This is a genomic window from Escherichia sp. KTE172, from assembly GCF_000408845.1.
GTDB classification, from domain to species: Bacteria; Pseudomonadota; Gammaproteobacteria; order Enterobacterales; family Enterobacteriaceae; genus Escherichia; species Escherichia coli.
In genome coordinates this window covers 4,668,850-4,685,822 of record NZ_KE137316.1, presented here as the reverse complement: position 1 = coordinate 4,685,822, position 16,973 = coordinate 4,668,850, and the positions used below count along the sequence as shown (strand labels likewise).

Sequence of the window (16,973 nt, the reverse complement as noted above, 5' to 3'; positions counted from 1 at the left end):
CCCCGTAGGCCTGATAAGACGCGTCAGCGTCGCATCAGGCTTCAATTGCCGGAGAAGGCGATAATGCCTCATCCGGTCTACAGTGCAGGTGAAGCTTAAACTACTACACGTCCAGCAGCAGACGCGTCGGATCTTCCAGCAACTCTTTGATCGTTACCAGGAAGCCCACGGATTCGCGACCATCGATCAGACGGTGATCGTAGGACAGCGCCAGGTACATCATCGGCAGGATCTCAACCAGACCATTCACCGCCATCGGACGATCTTTGATAGCGTGCATACCCAGAATTGCGCTCTGCGGCGGGTTGATGATCGGCGTAGACATCAGGGAACCGAACACACCACCGTTGGTGATGGTGAAGTTACCACCGGTCAGATCTTCAACCGTCAGCTTGCCATCACGGCCTTTGACTGCCAGCTCTTTGATTTTCTTCTCGATGTCTGCCATGCCGAGGGTATCGACATCACGCAGTACCGGCGTCACCAGGCCGCGCGGCGTAGAAACCGCCATGCTGACGTCGAAATAGTTGTGGTAAACCACGTCATCGCCGTCGATAGAAGCATTCACTTCCGGGTAACGTTTCAGGGCTTCAACCACCGCTTTCACGTAGAAGGACATAAAGCCCAGACGGATGCCGTGGCGTTTTTCAAACGCTTCACCGTACTGCTTACGCAGATCCATAATCGGCTTCATGTTGACTTCGTTGAACGTGGTCAGCATGGCGGTGGAGTTTTTCGCTTCCAGCAGACGCTCTGCCACACGCTTACGCAGGCGAGTCATCGGGACACGTTTTTCGCTACGTGCAACCAGAGCCGGTTGCGCCGCCGGAGCAGCCGCTGCCGGAGCAGACTCTTTCGCCGGGGCTTTCGCCAGATGTTTTTCCACATCTTCACGGGTCAGACGACCACCCACACCGGTGCCTTTAATGGCGCTGGCGTCGAGGTTGTGTTCAGCCAGCAGGCGACGGATCGCCGGGCTTAACGCATCGTTGTTTTGCTCTTCCAGAGACGCCTGCTGGCGTTGCGCCGGAGTGGACGCTTTCTCTTCAGATTTGGCGCTGGTTTCTTTACCGGCGCTGTTGCCTTCACGCAGGCGACCAAGGATCTGACGAGACGTTACCGTTGTACCTTCATCTTCCAGAACCGCATCCAGAATGCCGTCTGCTGATGCCGGTACTTCCAGTACCACTTTGTCAGTTTCGATTTCTACCAGCACTTCATCACGTACGACTGCGTCGCCGGGTTTTTTATGCCAGGTTGCGACGGTGGCATCGGCTACGGATTCAGGCAGGTCAGGGACCAGAATATCTACGCTACTCATTGTGTATCCTTTATTTATTCGACGTTCAGCGCGTCATTAACCAGATCTTGTTGCTGTTTCTGGTGAACGGACATATACCCTACCGCCGGAGAGGCGGAGGCCGGGCGGCCTGCATAACGCAGAGAAGCCCCAAACGGAATCACTTCACGGAAATGATGCTGGCTGCAGTACCATGCGCCCTGGTTGAGCGGTTCTTCCTGGCACCAGACAAAATCCTTGACGTGAGCAAACTGCTGCAACACTTCCTGCATCGCTTTATGCGGGAACGGGTAGAGTTGCTCGATACGCACAATGGCGACATCGTGTTGATTGTTCTTACGACGTTGTTCCAGCAGGTCGTAATAAACCTTACCAGAACACATCACTACACGCTTAACGCCCTTCGGATCAAGCTCGTCGATTTCACCGATGGCTGGCAGGAAGGTGCCGTTCGCCAGTTCTTCGAGGCTGGAAACCGCCAGCGGATGACGCAGCAGGGATTTCGGCGACATCACGACCAGCGGACGACGCATCCCGCGCAGCGCCTGACGACGCAGCATGTGGTAAACCTGTGCCGGGGTAGAAGGTACGCAAACCTGCATGTTTTGCTCAGCACAAAGTTGCAGATAACGTTCCAGACGCGCGGAGGAGTGCTCCGGCCCCTGCCCTTCGTAACCGTGCGGCAGCAACATCACCAGACCACACATCCGGCCCCATTTCTGCTCGCCAGAGGAGATGAACTGGTCGATAACCACCTGAGCACCGTTAGCGAAGTCACCGAACTGTGCTTCCCAGATAGTCAGAGTGCGTGGTTCTGCGGTGGCATAACCGTATTCAAACGCCAGCACGGCTTCTTCAGACAGTACGGAGTCCCAGACACGGAACGCGCCCTGGCCGTTATGGATGTGTTGCAGCGGCGTGTAAGTGGAACCGTTAGACTGGTTGTGGATCACCGCGTGGCGGTGGAAGAAGGTACCGCGACCGGAGTCTTCACCCGACAGGCGAACCGGAATGCCTTCGTCAACCAGCGTGGCGTAAGCGAGGTTTTCCGCGCCGCCCCAGTCGAACAGTTTCTCACCGGCAGCCATCGCCTGGCGATCGCCATAAATCTTGGCAACGCGAGACTGCATTTCAACTGCTTCCGGCACCGTGCTGATGCGTTTAGCCAGTTCCTGCAGGCGCTTCATCTCAACTTTGTTCGGGTACTCTTCGTCCCATTCGTGGTTGAGGTACGGTGACCAGGTGAAAGAGTGCATGTTCATCGGACGCCACTCTGCTACCACGCAATCGCCAGCATCCAGCGCATCGCGGTACAGGTTAACCATCTCGGTGGCATCTTCCAGCGTCGCGACTTTTTCTTGCTCCAGCTTGTCAGCGTAGATTTTGCGCGGCGTCGGATGTTTTTTGATTTTCTGATACATCAGCGGCTGGGTTGCGCTCGGCTCGTCGGCTTCGTTATGGCCATGACGGCGGTAGCACACCAGGTCGATGAAGACATCACGTTTAAAGGTGTTACGGAAATCGAGCGCCAGACGGGTCACAAAGGCAACGGCTTCAGGATCATCCGCGTTAACGTGGAAAATCGGTGCCTGAACCATCTTACCGATATCAGTACAGTACGGCGTCGAACGGGCATCCAGCGGGTTAGAGGTGGTGAAGCCAACCTGGTTGTTGATAACGATACGTACCGTACCGCCAACTTCATAGCCACGCGCTTTCGACATGTTCAGGGTTTCCTGAACCACGCCCTGCCCGGTCACTGCGGCGTCACCGTGGATGGTAATTGGCAGCACTTTGTTGCTGCTCGGCTCATCAAGTCTGTCCAGACGGGCACGAACAGAACCGATAACTACCGGGCTTACAATCTCAAGGTGAGACGGGTTAAACGCCAGCGCCAGGTGCACCAGGCCGCCATCGGTCTGGAAGTCAGACGAGAAGCCCATGTGGTATTTCACGTCGCCCGTGCCGAGGTGTTCTTTATGTTTACCGGCAAACTCGTCGAACAAGTCTTGCGGTTTTTTACCCAGCACGTTCACCAGCACGTTCAGACGACCACGGTGCGCCATCCCGAGAACCACTTCGCGGGTGCCGCTGTTGCCAGCGTGGCGGATCATCTCTTTGAGCATCGGGATTAACGCGTCACCGCCTTCCAGCGAGAAGCGTTTTGCGCCAGGGAATTTTGCGCCGAGGTAACGTTCAAGGCCTTCAGCGGCGGTCAGTTCGCTTAAGAAGCGTTTTTTCTCTTCGCTATTGAAAGTCGCGCGACCAGACTCGATACGCTGTTGGATCCAGCGTTTTTCTTCGGTGCTGGTAATATGCATATACTCGGCACCAATCGGGCCGCAGTAGGTTTGCTTGAGGGCTTCCAGCAGCTCGCCGAGTTTCATGGTTTCTTTGCCGCTGGCAAATGAACCGACGTTGAAGGTCTCCTGGAAGTCTGCTTCGGTCAGATCGTGGAAAGACGGATCCAGATCGGCCACTTTATCTTGCTGCCACAGTCCCAGCGGATCGAGATTCGCATGCTGGTGACCACGGAAGCGGTATGCGTTAATGAGCTGCAGGACTTTAACCTGCTTCACATTGGTGTCAGGGTCGGAGATCGTTGAAGAGTAACGTGAAGCGTCTTTCGCCAGGCGGCGGAAATATTCACGCGTTTGAGAGTGGAATTGATCCGGTTTGACTCCCGTACCAGGTAACTGCTGGAACGTCGAACGCCAGTTAGCGTCAACCGAGTCAGGATCGGTTAAGAAGTCTTCATAGAGCTGTTCTATCCAGCTCTGGTTTGCGCCAGAGAGGTAAGAAGAGTCCAACCAGGCTTTCAAAGCGCTGTTCTGCATCGTGATCCCTTAAGCATCTTTTTTATGCTTACTTCGCCGTGGATACTACCACGCACAGTGATGTGCGTGCCGGGGTTCACTTGCGAGCTCTTGTCTACGTAGTGGCTCGCGAAGGAACCTTTAAAAACTGTCTTAGTGTCAGGGGCAGTTTTTAAAGATTTCCTGCATTTCTTTTGTAGGCCGGATAAGGCATTCACGCCGCATCCGGCGCTGTTTGCCTGATGCGACGCTTGCGCGTCTTATCAGGCCTACGATTTCTGCATTTCTTTTGTAGGCCGGATAAGGCGTTCACGCCGCATCCGGCACTGGTTGCCTGATGCGACGCTTGTGCGTCTTATCAGGCCTGGGTTTACGCATTACGCTGCAACAACATCGACTTGATATGGCCGATGGCGCGCGTCGGGTTCAGCCCCTTCGGACATACACTGACGCAGTTCATGATGCTGTGACAGCGGAATACGCTGAATGCATCGCTCAAACCGTCGAGGCGGCTGTCAGTCTCGGTATCACGGCTATCGATCAGGAAACGATATGCCGCTAACAAGCCTGCCGGGCCGATAAACTTATCGGGATTCCACCAGAAAGACGGACAAGAGGTTGAACAACATGCGCAGAGAATACATTCATACAACCCGTCGAGTTTTTCGCGCTGCTCTGGCATCTGTAAATGCTCGCGAGCTGGCGGATTTTGTCCATTATTCAACAGGTAAGGCTTAATTTTCTCATATTGCGCATAGAATTGTCCCATGTCTACCACCAAATCGCGGATCACCGGTAAACCTGGCAGCGGGCGAATCACAATCTTCTTGCCCGGCTGGTTGAGTGCCGAAATCGGGGTAATACAGGCCAGACCATTCTTGCCGTTCATGTTCAGACCGTCGGAACCGCACACACCTTCACGGCAGGAGCGGCGGAACGACAGGCTGGGATCTTTCTCTTTCAGCTGGATAAGCGCATCCAGCAGCATCATGTCGCGACCTTCATCCGCTTCCAGGGTGTAATCCTGCATACGCGGAGCATCATCAACATCCGGGTTATAGCGATAAATTGAAAACTCGAGTCTCATTTTCCTGTCTCCGCATTAGTAAGTACGAATCTTCGGCGGGAATGCCGGGCGCAGTTTCGGTTCCATGTTGACGCTTCGGCGCGTCATGGATTCCGCCTCTGGCAGATACAGGGAGTGGCACAGCCAGTTTTCATCATCACGATCCGGGAAATCGAAGCGGCTATGCGCGCCACGGCTTTCGGTACGGAAGTTGGCAGAAACAGCTGTTGCATACGCCGTTTCCATCAGGTTATCCAGTTCCAGGCACTCAACGCGCTGGGTGTTGAACTCGCTGGAAGTGTCATCCAGACGGGCATTTTTCAGACGCTCGCGGATCACTTTCAACTGCTCAAGCCCTTTCGCCATCGCATCACCTTCACGGAAGACCGAGAAGTTATGCTGCATACATTCTTGCAGTGCTTTACGGATCGCCACCGGATCTTCACCGTTACGGTTGTTGTTCCAGCGATTCAGACGATCCAGAGACGCTTCTACATCAGACTCGCTGGCATCGCGCAGTGCGCCCTGCTCAGCAATAGACTCTTGCAGATGCAGACCCGCTGCGCGACCAAAGACCACCAGGTCCAGCAGCGAGTTGCCGCCAAGACGGTTAGCGCCGTGTACCGATACACAAGCGATTTCACCAACGGCAAACAGCCCCGGAACAACCACATCTTCGCCTTTCTCGTTCACCGTCAGCGCCTGACCGGTCACTTTGGTCGGAATACCGCCCATCATGTAGTGACAGGTTGGGATAACCGGAATCGGCTCTTTCACCGGATCAACGTGAGCGAAGGTACGGGAGAGTTCCAGGATACCCGGCAGACGGGATTCGAGAACTTCTTTACCCAGGTGATCGAGTTTCAGTTTCGCGTGTGGCCCCCACGGACCATCACAGCCGCGACCTTCACGGATTTCAATCATGATGGAACGCGCCACCACATCACGGCCCGCCAGGTCTTTGGCGTTCGGCGCATAACGCTCCATAAAGCGTTCGCCATGTTTGTTCAGCAGATAACCGCCTTCACCACGGCAACCTTCGGTGACCAGTACGCCCGCACCTGCAATGCCGGTCGGGTGGAACTGCCACATTTCCATATCCTGCACTGGTACGCCTGCACGGATAGCCATGCCGACGCCGTCGCCAGTGTTAATGTGGGCGTTAGTGGTGGACTGATAAATACGCCCTGCCCCGCCAGTCGCCAGCACGGTAGCGCGGGCTTTGAAATAAACCACTTCACCAGTTTCGATGCACAATGCGGTACAACCAACCACTGCGCCATCCTGGTTCTTCACCAGATCCAGCGCATACCACTCGGAGAAAATGGTGGTGTGGTTTTTCAGGTTCTGCTGATAAAGGGTGTGCAACAGTGCGTGACCGGTACGGTCAGCAGCCGCCGCAGTGCGTGCCGCCTGCTCGCCGCCGAAGTTTTTCGACTGACCGCCAAACGGACGTTGATAGATACGACCATCATCAAGACGCGAGAACGGCAGGCCCATGTGTTCGAGTTCCAGAATCGCTTCCGGCCCGGTTTTACACATATATTCAATCGCGTCCTGGTCACCGATATAGTCCGACCCTTTTACGGTATCGTACATATGCCATTCCCAGTTATCTTCATGGGTATTACCCAGCGCAACGGTAATGCCGCCTTGCGCAGAAACGGTATGGGAACGGGTCGGGAAGACTTTAGAGAGCAGCGCACAGGTCTGACCGCTCTGGGAAATTTGCAGCGCCGCGCGCATACCTGCGCCACCGGCACCAATCACAACTGCATCAAATTCTCTGACTGGCAATTTCATCACACACCCCACACCACAACGAATCCATAAATCACGTAAACCACCAGTGCAACGACAATCACCAGTTGCAGCATCAGGCGCAAGGCCAGCGGTTTAACGTAGTCGGTCAACACCTGCCACATGCCGATCCAGGCATGAATCAAGATAGAAAACAGCGCCAGCAGGGTGAACACTTTGGTGAACGCAGAGGCGAAGAAACCGATCCAGACTTCATATGTCAGCTCGCCACTGGTAGCGAAAAAACCGACCATATAAATGATGTAGAGCGTCAGGACGATAGCGGTAGCGCGAACGAGGATGAAATCATGTACGCCATTGCGTCCTAATGCGGAGGCGTTGCTTACCATACGAGGACTCCTGCGAGAAGTGAAAGCACGACAGTAATAACAAAGGAGATTTTGGCGGAGCGTTTACCCGCTTCGAATGTTTCTTCCAGATAGCCAAAATCCATCATCATGTGGCGAATACCTACGACGACGTGATACGCCAGAGCGGTAAGGATGCCCCACATGATAAATTTGACGAAGAAGCTGCCCATAATCGCGGAAGCTTGCTCGAAACCTTCAGGGGAAGAGAGGCTGGTACCCAGAAGCCACAGCAGGATGCCCACTGCAACAAAGGTGATCACACCGGAAACGCGATGGAGAATGGACGCTATCGCCGTGATGGGGAACCGGATGGTCTGTAGGTCCAGATTAACAGGTCTTTGTTTTTTCACATTTCTTATCATGAATAACGCCCACATGCTGTTCTTATTATTCCCTGGGGACTACGGGCACAGAGGTTAACTTTCTGTTACCTGGAGACGTCGGGATTTCCTTCCTCCGGTCTGCTTGCGGGTCAGACAGCGTCCTTTCTATAACTGCGCGTCATGCAAAACACTGCTTCCAGATGCGAAAACGACACGTTACAACGCTGGGTGGCTCGGGATTGCAGGGTGTTCCGGAGACCTGGCGGCAGTATAGGCCGTTCACAAAATCATTACAATTAACCTACATATAGTTTGTCGGGTTTTATCCTGAACAGTGATCTAGGTCACGATAACAACATTTATTTAATTTTTAATCATCTAATTTGACAATCATTCAACAAAGTTGTTACAAACATTACTAGGAAAAGCATATAATGCGTAAAAGTTATGAAGTCGGTATTTCACCTAAGATTAACTTATGTAACAGTGTGGAAGTATTGACCAATTCATTCGGGACAGTTATTAGTGGTAAACAAGTTTAATAATTCGGATTGCTAAGTACTTGATTCGCCATTTATTCGTCATCAATGGATCCTTTACCTGCAAGCGCCCAGAGCTCTGTACCCAGGTTTTCCCCTCTTTCACAGAGCGGCGAGCCAAATAACAAACGGGTAAAGCCAGGTTGATGTGCGAAGGCAAATTTAAGTTCCGGCAGTCTTACGCAATAAGGCGCTAAGGAGACCTTAAATGGCTGATACAAAAGCAAAACTCACCCTCAACGGGGACACAGCTGTTGAACTGGATGTGCTGAAAGGCACGCTGGGTCAAGATGTTATTGATATCCGTACTCTCGGTTCAAAAGGTGTGTTCACCTTTGACCCTGGCTTCACTTCAACCGCATCCTGCGAATCTAAAATTACTTTTATTGATGGTGATGAAGGTATTTTGCTGCACCGCGGTTTCCCGATCGATCAGCTGGCGACCGATTCTAACTACCTGGAAGTTTGTTACATCCTGCTGAATGGTGAAAAACCGACTCAGGAACAGTATGACGAATTTAAAACTACGGTGACCCGTCATACCATGATCCACGAGCAGATTACCCGTCTGTTCCATGCTTTCCGTCGCGACTCGCATCCAATGGCAGTCATGTGTGGTATTACCGGCGCGCTGGCGGCGTTCTATCACGACTCGCTGGATGTTAACAATCCTCGTCATCGTGAAATTGCCGCGTTCCGCCTGCTGTCGAAAATGCCGACTATGGCCGCGATGTGTTACAAGTATTCCATTGGTCAGCCATTTGTTTACCCGCGCAACGATCTCTCCTATGCCGGTAACTTCCTGAATATGATGTTCTCCACGCCGTGCGAACCGTATGAAGTTAATCCGATTCTGGAACGTGCTATGGACCGTATTTTGATCCTGCACGCTGACCATGAACAGAACGCCTCCACCTCCACCGTGCGTACCGCTGGCTCTTCGGGGGCGAACCCGTTTGCCTGTATCGCAGCAGGTATTGCTTCACTGTGGGGACCTGCGCACGGTGGTGCTAACGAAGCGGCGCTGAAAATGCTGGAAGAAATCAGCTCCGTTAAACACATTCCGGAATTTGTTCGTCGTGCGAAAGACAAAAATGACTCTTTCCGCCTGATGGGCTTCGGGCACCGCGTGTACAAAAATTACGACCCGCGCGCCACCGTAATGCGTGAAACCTGCCATGAAGTGCTGAAAGAGCTGGGTACCAAAGATGACCTGCTGGAAGTGGCTATGGAGCTGGAAAACATCGCGCTGAACGACCCGTACTTTATCGAGAAGAAACTCTACCCGAACGTCGATTTCTACTCTGGTATCATCCTGAAAGCGATGGGTATTCCGTCTTCCATGTTTACCGTTATCTTCGCGATGGCACGTACCGTTGGCTGGATCGCCCACTGGAGCGAAATGCACAGTGACGGTATGAAGATTGCCCGTCCGCGTCAACTGTATACAGGATATGAAAAACGCGACTTTAAAAGCGACATCAAGCGTTAATGGTTGATTGCTAAGCCGTTTACTTTCCGGACCCGCCTTTAATAGAGCGGGTTCTTTTTTATATGGCTGAACATAATAAATTGTAAAAATTAAACCAGATGCAAATACCCATTAATAAGGTGAAAAAATGTGACAAGTCACATACTGAGCAGAATGATAAGTTTATTTTTATACTTTCCTGCCGGTAGCATTGTTAACCCAATGAAAATTATGCATATCCATCCCACCCCATCTTTCATCTCATTAAACAATAAATTTATGCACTCAATTATTCCATTCTTTATATAACAAGCTTTTTAATATTGTTAAATAAAACCAAATACATTCAACTGTCAGTTAATATATTCTTGCCTCGCAACACTCTATCTCATTATTTAAAGGACTCAGCTATGTTTAAAGGACAAAAAACATTGGCCGCACTGGCCGTATCTCTGCTGTTCACTGCACCTGTTTATGCGGCTGATGAAGGATCCGGTGAAATTCACTTTAAAGGTGAAGTTATTGAAGCACCGTGTGAAATACATCAGGATGATATTGATAAAGAAGTTGAACTCGGTCAGGTGACCACCAGCCACATTAATCAGTCGCATCACAGCGATGCCGTTGCTGTCGACCTGCGCTTAGTCAACTGCGATCTGGAAAACTCCAACAACGGTTCCGGCGGCAAGATTTCTAAAGTTGCAGTCACCTTTGACAGCTCAGCGAAAACCACCGGCGCAGATCCGATTCTCAACAACACCAGCACGGGTGAAGCGACCGGTGTCGGCGTGCGTTTAATGAATAAAGATCAAAGCAATATCGTTTTAGGCACCGCTACTCCAGATATCGACCTGGCACCAACCTCCAGCGAACAAACGTTAAATTTCTTTGCGTGGATGGAACAAATTGATCAGGCTACGCCCGTAACACCAGGCGCAGTTACGGCGAATGCGACCTACGTACTGGATTATAAATAAGTATCACTTTGGCGGCGTCATCGCCGCCTTTCTTCAAATATTTATCAGGTATGGACACCGTGAATATTTATCGACTCTCTTTTATATCCTGCCTGGTCATGGCGATACCTTCCGCATTGGCGGTCGAATTCAACCTGAATGTCCTCGATAAATCGATGCGAGATCGCATTGATATTTCATTATTAAAGGGAAAAGGGGGCATTGCTCCCGGTGAATATTTTGTTAGCGTTGCAGTAAATAACAACCAAATCAGTAACGGACAAAAAATTGACTGGAAAAAGAACGGTGACCAAACCATTCCGTGTATTAATGATTTACTGGTAGATAAATTTGGTTTAAAACCTGAAGTTCGTCAGTCGTTACCACGGTTAAACCAGTGCGTCGATTTTAGCTCCCGGCCTGAAATTCTCTTCATTTTTGATCAGGCTAGCCAGCAACTGAATATCACTATTCCACAAGCCTGGCTGGCGTGGCACTCAGATAACTGGACTCCCCCCTCAACATGGAAAGAAGGTGTCGCCGGCGTCCTGATGGACTACAACCTGTTTGCCAGCAGCTACCGCCCACAGGATGGTAGCAACAGCACTAACCTGAACGCCTATGGAACAGCCGGAATTAACGCGGGAGCATGGCGTTTACGCAGTGATTACCAATTGAATCAGACCGATAGCGATGATAACCATGAACAGTCAGGCGAAATATCACGCACCTATCTTTTTCGTCCATTACCGCAATTAGGTTCAAAATTAACCCTTGGTGAAACGGATTTCAGTTCCAATATTTTCGACGGCTTTTCTTATACCGGCGCGGCACTGGCAAGTGACGATCGGATGTTACCGTGGGAGCTACGCGGCTACGCCCCACAAATCAGCGGCATTGCACAAACCAACGCCACCGTCACCGTGAGTCACTCAGGGCGAGTTATTTACCAGAAAAAAGTCCCACCAGGTCCGTTTATCATTGATGACCTTAATCAGTCCGTCCAGGGTACGTTGGATGTCAAAGTGACGGAAGAAGATGGTCGGGTGAACAATTTCCAGGTTTCGGCAGCATCGACGCCTTTCCTTACGCGCCAGGGGCAGGTTCGCTATAAACTTGCTGCCGGTCAGCCGCGAACATCTATGTCTCATCAAACTGAAAATGAAACCTTTTTTAGCAATGAAGTTTCCTGGGGGATGCTGTCAAATACCTCACTGTACGGCGGCCTGCTGATTTCGGGTGACAACTACCATTCTGCCGCAATGGGTATCGGGCAAAATATGCTCTGGCTTGGTGCATTGTCGTTTGATGTCACCTGGGCCAGTAGTCAGTTTGATACTCAGCAAGACGAGCGGGGCTTAAGTTACCGCTTTAATTACAGCAAACAAGTGGATGCCACTAACAGCACGATTTCGCTCGCCGCTTATCGCTTCTCAGATCGTCATTTTCACAGCTACGCCAACTATCTGGATCACAAATACAACGACAACGATGCGCAGGACGAAAAACAGACGATCAGCTTATCCGTGGGGCAACCGATTACCCCACTGAACCTCAATCTGTACGCCAACCTGCTGCATCAAACCTGGTGGAATGCAGACGCCTCCACGACCGCCAACATCACGGCGAGTTTTAATGTTGATATTGGTAACTGGAGAGATATCTCGATCTCGACGTCATTCAATACAACCCATTACGAAGATAAAGATCGCGACAATCAGATTTACCTGTCGATTTCGCTCCCCTTCGGTAACGGGGGGCGGGTCGGTTATGACATGCAAAACAGTAATCACAGCACCACGCACCGCATGTCGTGGAATGATACGTTAGATGAACGTAATAGCTGGGGCATGTCTACCGGACTGCAATCCGACCGTCCGGATAATGGAGCCCAGGTGAGCGGTAACTATCAGCACCTGAGTTCAGCGGGTGAGTGGGATATTTCTGGTACCTATGCCGCCAATGATTACAGTTCCGTCAGCAGCAGCTGGAGCGGTTCTTTCACGGCAACTCAATATGGTGCGGCGTTCCATCGTCGCAGCTCCACCAATGAACCACGTCTGATGGTCAGTACCGATGGCGTGGCAGATATTCCGGTTCAGGGCAATCTCGACTACACCAACCATTTTGGCATTGCGGTGGTGCCTTTGATTTCCAGTTACCAGCCTTCCACCGTGGCGGTGAACATGAATGACTTACCCGACGGCGTAACAGTGGCAGATAACGTTATCAAAGAAACGTGGATTGAAGGCGCGATAGGTTACAAATCGCTGGCTTCCCGTTCCGGTAAAGACGTTAACCTCATCATTCGCAACGCCAGCGGTCAGTTCCCTCCCCTCGGTGCGGATATCCGCCAGGAGGATAGCGGCATTAGCGTGGGAATGGTTGGCGAGGAAGGACACGCCTGGTTAAGTGGAGTCGCTGAAAATCAACAATTTACCGTGATCTGGGGTGATAGCCAGCGTTGCTCGATCCATCTTCCTGAACATATGGAAGACACCGCAAATCGCCTGATTTTACCTTGTCATTAATTAAGGAAATGAAAAATGACATTTATGAAAGGACTTCCCCTTTTGTTGTTGATTGCCAGTCTGTGCAGCTACGCTGCGCTACAACCCGATCGCACTCGCATTGTGTTTAACGCTAATGATAAAGCCACCAGCCTACGAGTGGATAATCGTAGCGATAAACTCCCCTACCTCGCTTATTCCTGGCTCGAAAATGAAAAAGGGGAGAAAAGCGACGATCTTCTGGTCGCCCTGCCACCGATACAACGTCTGGAACCGAAAGCAACAACGCAGGTGCGGATAGTCAAGCAAGCCTCGACCGCGAAATTACCGGGCGATCGCGAAACGCTATTTTTCTACAATATGCGTGAAATTCCTCCCTCCCCAGAAAAAAACAGCGGCCATGCCGTTCTGCAGGTCGCCATCCAGAGTCGTATCAAGGTGTTCTGGAGACCGTCCGCGTTACGCAAGAAAGCAGGAGAAAAAGTCGAGCTACAGTTACAAGTCAGCCAGCAGGGCAATCAACTTAACTTAAAAAACCCGACCGGCTATTACCTGACAATCGCCTACCTGGGACGAAATGAGCAAGGTGTTCTCCCGGGCTTCAAAACCGTGATGGTTGCGCCTTTTAGTACAGTAATTACAAACACCGGAAGTTATAGCGGCAGTCAGTTTTATCTCGGTTATATGGATGATTACGGCGCGTTACGCATGACGACGCTCAATTGCAACGGACATTGCCGTTTACAAGCAGTGGAGGCGAAGAAATGAGTACTGGCAAAGGATTGTTGCTCGTCATCTGTCTGTTATTTCTGCCATTGAAGTCTGCGCTAGCGCTGAACTGCTATTTTGGTACTTCCGGCGGAACGGTAGAAAAATCGGAAGCGATTCAACCCTTTGCTGTGCCAGGTAATGCCAAACCCGGCGATAAGATCTGGGAATCTGACGATATTAAAATTCCCGTCTATTGTGACAACAATACCAACGGCAACTTTGAAAGCGAACATGTCTACGCATGGGTAAACCCCTACCCGGGGGTACAGGATCGTTATTATCAACTCGGCGTGACATACAATGGTGTCGATTACGATGCCAGTCTGGGGAAAAGCCGCATCGACACCAACCAGTGTATCGACAGTAAGAACATTGACATTTATACCCCTGAGCAGATCATCGCGATGGGATGGCAGAACAAAATTTGTTCGGGCGATCCCGCTAATATTCACATGTCGCGTACCTTTCTCGCTCGCATGCGGTTATACGTCAAAATACGAGAAATGCCGCCGCATGATTATCAAAGTACGCTTAGCGACTATATCGTCGTGCAATTTGACGGTGCCGGTAGCGTTAACGAAGATCCTACCGCCCAAAACCTGAAATATCATATTACTGGTCTGGAAAACATTCGCGTGCTGGATTGCAGCGTCAATTTTTCTATTTCACCGGAAACACTGGTGATTGATTTTGGTAAATTTAATTTGCTGGATATTCGGCGACATAACATGACGAAAACGTTCAGTATTAAAACGACCAAGAGCCAAAACGATCAATGCACCGACGGATTTAAAGTCAGTTCCTCGTTTTATACTGAAGAAACGTTGGTTGAAGAAGATAAAGCATTGTTGATTAGTAATGGTCTGAAGCTACGTTTACTGGATGAAAACGCCTCGCCTTATACATTCAATAAATATGCTGAATACGCCGATTTCACCAGTGACATGTTGATCTACGAAAAAACCTATACAGCTGAACTTTCGTCCATTGCAGGTACCCCCATCGAGGCTGGGCCCTTCGATACAGTGGTGCTTTTTAAGATTAACTATAACTGATTTGCCATGATACCCTTTGCAGCCGGAAAGGGCATCTCTTTCAGAAAATTGCTGATTTTCCCCTTTTCCTTGATTGCTGTTATTTTTTCCTGGCCCGGCTTTCTTTATGCTGTATCGATACACCAAAGAAAAAATAATGAGGGAACGAAGGATGCCAGTTTTGCAGTGGGGAATGTTATGTGTGCTCTCACTTCTCCTTTCTATTGGTTTCCTCGCGGTTCATCTCCCGGCGGCGCTATTACTTGGGCCGATGATCGCCGGGATCATCTTTAGTATGCGCGGAATTACTCTGCAACTTCCCCGCTCTGCTTTTCTCGCCGCCCAGGCCATTCTTGGCTGCATGATTGCGCAAAACCTCACTGGTTCGATTCTCACCACGCTGGCCGTCAACTGGCCGATCGTGCTTACAATTTTACTGGTGACGCTGCTTTCCAGCGCCATCGTGGGTTGGTTATTGGTGCGCTATAGCTCACTGCCTGGAAATACCGGTGCCTGGGGTTCTTCTCCTGGCGGCGCGGCGGCAATGGTCGCTATGGCGCAAGATTACGGCGCAGATATTCGCCTGGTGGCGTTTATGCAATATCTGCGAGTGCTGTTCGTCGCGGGGGCCGCTGTTCTGGTCACCCGCATGATGCTGGGCGATAACGCTGAAGCGGTTAACCAGCAGATCGTCTGGTTCCCGCCAGTGAGCATTAATCTCCTGCTTACGATTTTGCTCGCGGTCGTTGCCGGTACGGCGGGATGCTTGCTACGTCTTCCTTCCGGCACGATGCTCATCCCGATGCTGGCGGGCGCAGTGCTCCAGTCTGGTCAGCTCATCACGATTGAACTCCCGGAATGGCTGCTGGCGATGGCGTATATGGCAATTGGCTGGCGGATTGGTCTTGGTTTCGATAAGCAAATCTTACTGCGGGCATTGCGCCCGCTGCCACAAATCTTGCTGTCGATTTTTGCTCTGCTGGCTATTTGTGCAGGTATGGCGTGGGGACTGACCCGGTTTATGCATATTGATTTTATGACTGCCTACCTCGCCACCAGTCCCGGCGGGCTTGATACCGTGGCGGTCATCGCCGCAGGGAGCAATGCCGATATGGCGCTTATTATGGCGATGCAAACCCTGCGCCTGTTCAGTATTTTGCTGACGGGGCCAGCCATTGCGCGGTTTATTTCAACCTATGCGCCGAAGCGGTCGGCCTAGTGCTGGCAGCCTGGACACCAGTAAAACGGGCGCGAGGACAACGTGGTTTTCTCAATGATGCTGCCACAGCGTTCACACGGTTCGCCATCACGATGAAAAACCTTAAAGCGAAACAACGCCCCATGATGTTTATTCTCATCCACCTGCCCCCGCGTAGCGTAAGAAAGTCGAGGAATATCCAGTAACGCGTGTGCGAGTGCATCCAGTTGCGCCGCACTGAGATCTTTCGCTTTATGATTGCCGGTTAACCCCACCTGCCAGAGGATCTCCACCCGCAAATAATTGCCAAGTCCTGCCAGAAACGCCTGATCGAGCAGTAATCCAGCAAACTGACGGTTACGAAAGCGCGGCGACAATAATCGTTCCTTTACCACCTCCGGCGTCAGATTCGGATCCAGCACATCGGGGCCAACGCGTTGTAAAAACGGATGCGTGGTCAGTTGTTCCGGGGTCAACATCTCAATATCCGAGGCGCTATAAAGCAGAATGGTTTTGTCAGCCGTTTGCAGTTTTACCCGCAATACTCGCGTGGTCTGCGGCTCTTCGCCGGTATCAACCACGCGCCAGACGCCGTAAAGCTGATTATGGCTGTAGAGCGTTAAACCGTTGGAAAAATGAGTTAACAACGCCTTACCTCGCGTTTCCACATGGGTAACGTGTTGACCGATAAGTTGTGATTGATAAGATTTTAACTGCGGGAAGGCAAACCAGACATCAGTTAGTGGTTTGCCTTTGATCGCCGCCTCCAGGTTATCCGCTGCACGGCGGATCTCCGGGCCTTCAGGCATGGTGATATC

Annotated in this window: 14 protein-coding genes; 7 read left to right on the top strand and 7 right to left on the bottom strand. The window is 51.2% G+C overall.

Translation table 11 applies throughout. The annotated features are described in order from the left end of the window. Positions 1-103: 103 nt before the first annotated feature. From odhB to sdhC, 6 genes are all read right to left on the bottom strand, one after another. The gene (odhB, locus tag G434_RS02235) at positions 104-1,321 is read right to left on the bottom strand and encodes a 2-oxoglutarate dehydrogenase complex dihydrolipoyllysine-residue succinyltransferase (protein ID WP_000099827.1); all 1,218 of its coding nucleotides are present in this window, start codon (positions 1,319-1,321) and stop codon (positions 104-106) included. A 14-nt stretch (positions 1,322-1,335) separates the two neighbouring features. Then, positions 1,336-4,137, bottom strand: coding sequence for a 2-oxoglutarate dehydrogenase E1 component (gene sucA / locus G434_RS02240; RefSeq protein ID WP_001181473.1), 2,802 nt, complete (start codon positions 4,135-4,137; stop codon positions 1,336-1,338). 349 nt (positions 4,138-4,486) lie between these two features. Beyond that, positions 4,487-5,203, bottom strand: coding sequence for a succinate dehydrogenase iron-sulfur subunit SdhB (gene sdhB / locus G434_RS02245; RefSeq protein WP_001235254.1), 717 nt, complete (start codon positions 5,201-5,203; stop codon positions 4,487-4,489). A 15-nt stretch (positions 5,204-5,218) separates the two neighbouring features. Then, a complete protein-coding gene (gene sdhA / locus G434_RS02250) occupies positions 5,219-6,985 on the bottom strand; it encodes a succinate dehydrogenase flavoprotein subunit (RefSeq protein ID WP_000775539.1) in 1,767 nt (588 codons plus the stop codon). Then, a complete protein-coding gene (gene sdhD, locus G434_RS02255) occupies positions 6,985-7,332 on the bottom strand; it encodes a succinate dehydrogenase membrane anchor subunit (RefSeq protein ID WP_000254365.1) in 348 nt (115 codons plus the stop codon). Before sdhD ends, sdhA begins: the two co-directional genes overlap by 1 nt. Continuing rightward, on the bottom strand, positions 7,326-7,730 hold the full coding sequence (sdhC, locus tag G434_RS02260) for a succinate dehydrogenase cytochrome b556 subunit (protein WP_000263347.1): 405 nt from the start codon (positions 7,728-7,730) through the stop codon (positions 7,326-7,328). The genes sdhD and sdhC overlap by 7 nt, the downstream gene beginning before the upstream one ends. Before the next feature lie 380 nt (positions 7,731-8,110). Between sdhC and G434_RS30095 the strand changes: the two genes are divergently transcribed. From G434_RS30095 to G434_RS02290, 7 genes are all read left to right on the top strand, one after another. Next, entirely contained in the window at positions 8,111-8,218 is a 108-nt protein-coding gene (locus tag G434_RS30095; protein WP_001513234.1) for a hypothetical protein, read from the top strand. Positions 8,219-8,423: 205 nt separating this feature from the next. Then, the gene (gltA, locus tag G434_RS02265; protein WP_000785834.1) at positions 8,424-9,707 is read left to right on the top strand and encodes a citrate synthase; all 1,284 of its coding nucleotides are present in this window, start codon (positions 8,424-8,426) and stop codon (positions 9,705-9,707) included. Positions 9,708-10,096: 389 nt separating this feature from the next. Continuing rightward, positions 10,097-10,663: a fimbrial protein gene (locus G434_RS02270; RefSeq protein WP_000472419.1), complete on the top strand. Its 567-nt coding sequence runs from the start codon at positions 10,097-10,099 to the stop codon at positions 10,661-10,663. 50 nt (positions 10,664-10,713) lie between these two features. Beyond that, positions 10,714-13,173: a fimbria/pilus outer membrane usher protein gene (locus G434_RS02275; protein ID WP_072256432.1), complete on the top strand. Its 2,460-nt coding sequence runs from the start codon at positions 10,714-10,716 to the stop codon at positions 13,171-13,173. A gap of 15 nt (positions 13,174-13,188) precedes the next feature. Further along, entirely contained in the window at positions 13,189-13,920 is a 732-nt protein-coding gene (locus tag G434_RS02280; RefSeq protein WP_000143511.1) for a fimbrial biogenesis chaperone, read from the top strand. Beyond that, positions 13,917-14,978, top strand: a complete 1,062-nt coding sequence (locus G434_RS02285; RefSeq protein ID WP_016238992.1) for a fimbrial protein — start codon at positions 13,917-13,919, stop codon at positions 14,976-14,978. The genes G434_RS02280 and G434_RS02285 overlap by 4 nt, the downstream gene beginning before the upstream one ends. A gap of 151 nt (positions 14,979-15,129) precedes the next feature. Then, complete coding sequence (locus tag G434_RS02290; RefSeq protein ID WP_001376771.1) at positions 15,130-16,176, top strand: AbrB family transcriptional regulator; 1,047 nt, start codon at positions 15,130-15,132, stop codon at positions 16,174-16,176. On the opposite strand, the gene nei is transcribed toward G434_RS02290, so the two are convergent. Further along, positions 16,173-16,964 (bottom strand): endonuclease VIII, encoded by a 792-nt coding sequence (gene nei / locus G434_RS02295; RefSeq protein WP_001114002.1) that lies wholly within the window; start codon positions 16,962-16,964, stop codon positions 16,173-16,175. The two genes, G434_RS02290 and nei, sit on opposite strands and share 4 nt — an antisense overlap. Positions 16,965-16,973 lie beyond the last annotated feature (9 nt).

Bases quoted from the DNA above. Each gene is read 5' to 3' on its own strand.
- odhB (WP_000099827.1), bottom strand. From the start codon at position 1,321: ATGAGTAGCGTAGATATTCTGGTCCCTGACCTGCCTGAATCCGTAGCC.
- sucA (WP_001181473.1), bottom strand. From the start codon at position 4,137: ATGCAGAACAGCGCTTTGAAAGCCTGGTTGGACTCTTCTTACCTCTCT.
- sdhB (WP_001235254.1), bottom strand. From the start codon at position 5,203: ATGAGACTCGAGTTTTCAATTTATCGCTATAACCCGGATGTTGATGAT.
- sdhA (WP_000775539.1), bottom strand. From the start codon at position 6,985: ATGAAATTGCCAGTCAGAGAATTTGATGCAGTTGTGATTGGTGCCGGT.
- sdhD (WP_000254365.1), bottom strand. From the start codon at position 7,332: ATGGTAAGCAACGCCTCCGCATTAGGACGCAATGGCGTACATGATTTC.
- sdhC (WP_000263347.1), bottom strand. From the start codon at position 7,730: ATGTGGGCGTTATTCATGATAAGAAATGTGAAAAAACAAAGACCTGTT.
- G434_RS30095 (WP_001513234.1), top strand. From the start codon at position 8,111: ATGCGTAAAAGTTATGAAGTCGGTATTTCACCTAAGATTAACTTATGT.
- gltA (WP_000785834.1), top strand. From the start codon at position 8,424: ATGGCTGATACAAAAGCAAAACTCACCCTCAACGGGGACACAGCTGTT.
- G434_RS02270 (WP_000472419.1), top strand. From the start codon at position 10,097: ATGTTTAAAGGACAAAAAACATTGGCCGCACTGGCCGTATCTCTGCTG.
- G434_RS02275 (WP_072256432.1), top strand. From the start codon at position 10,714: ATGGACACCGTGAATATTTATCGACTCTCTTTTATATCCTGCCTGGTC.
- G434_RS02280 (WP_000143511.1), top strand. From the start codon at position 13,189: ATGACATTTATGAAAGGACTTCCCCTTTTGTTGTTGATTGCCAGTCTG.
- G434_RS02285 (WP_016238992.1), top strand. From the start codon at position 13,917: ATGAGTACTGGCAAAGGATTGTTGCTCGTCATCTGTCTGTTATTTCTG.
- G434_RS02290 (WP_001376771.1), top strand. From the start codon at position 15,130: ATGCCAGTTTTGCAGTGGGGAATGTTATGTGTGCTCTCACTTCTCCTT.
- nei (WP_001114002.1), bottom strand. From the start codon at position 16,964: ATGCCTGAAGGCCCGGAGATCCGCCGTGCAGCGGATAACCTGGAGGCG.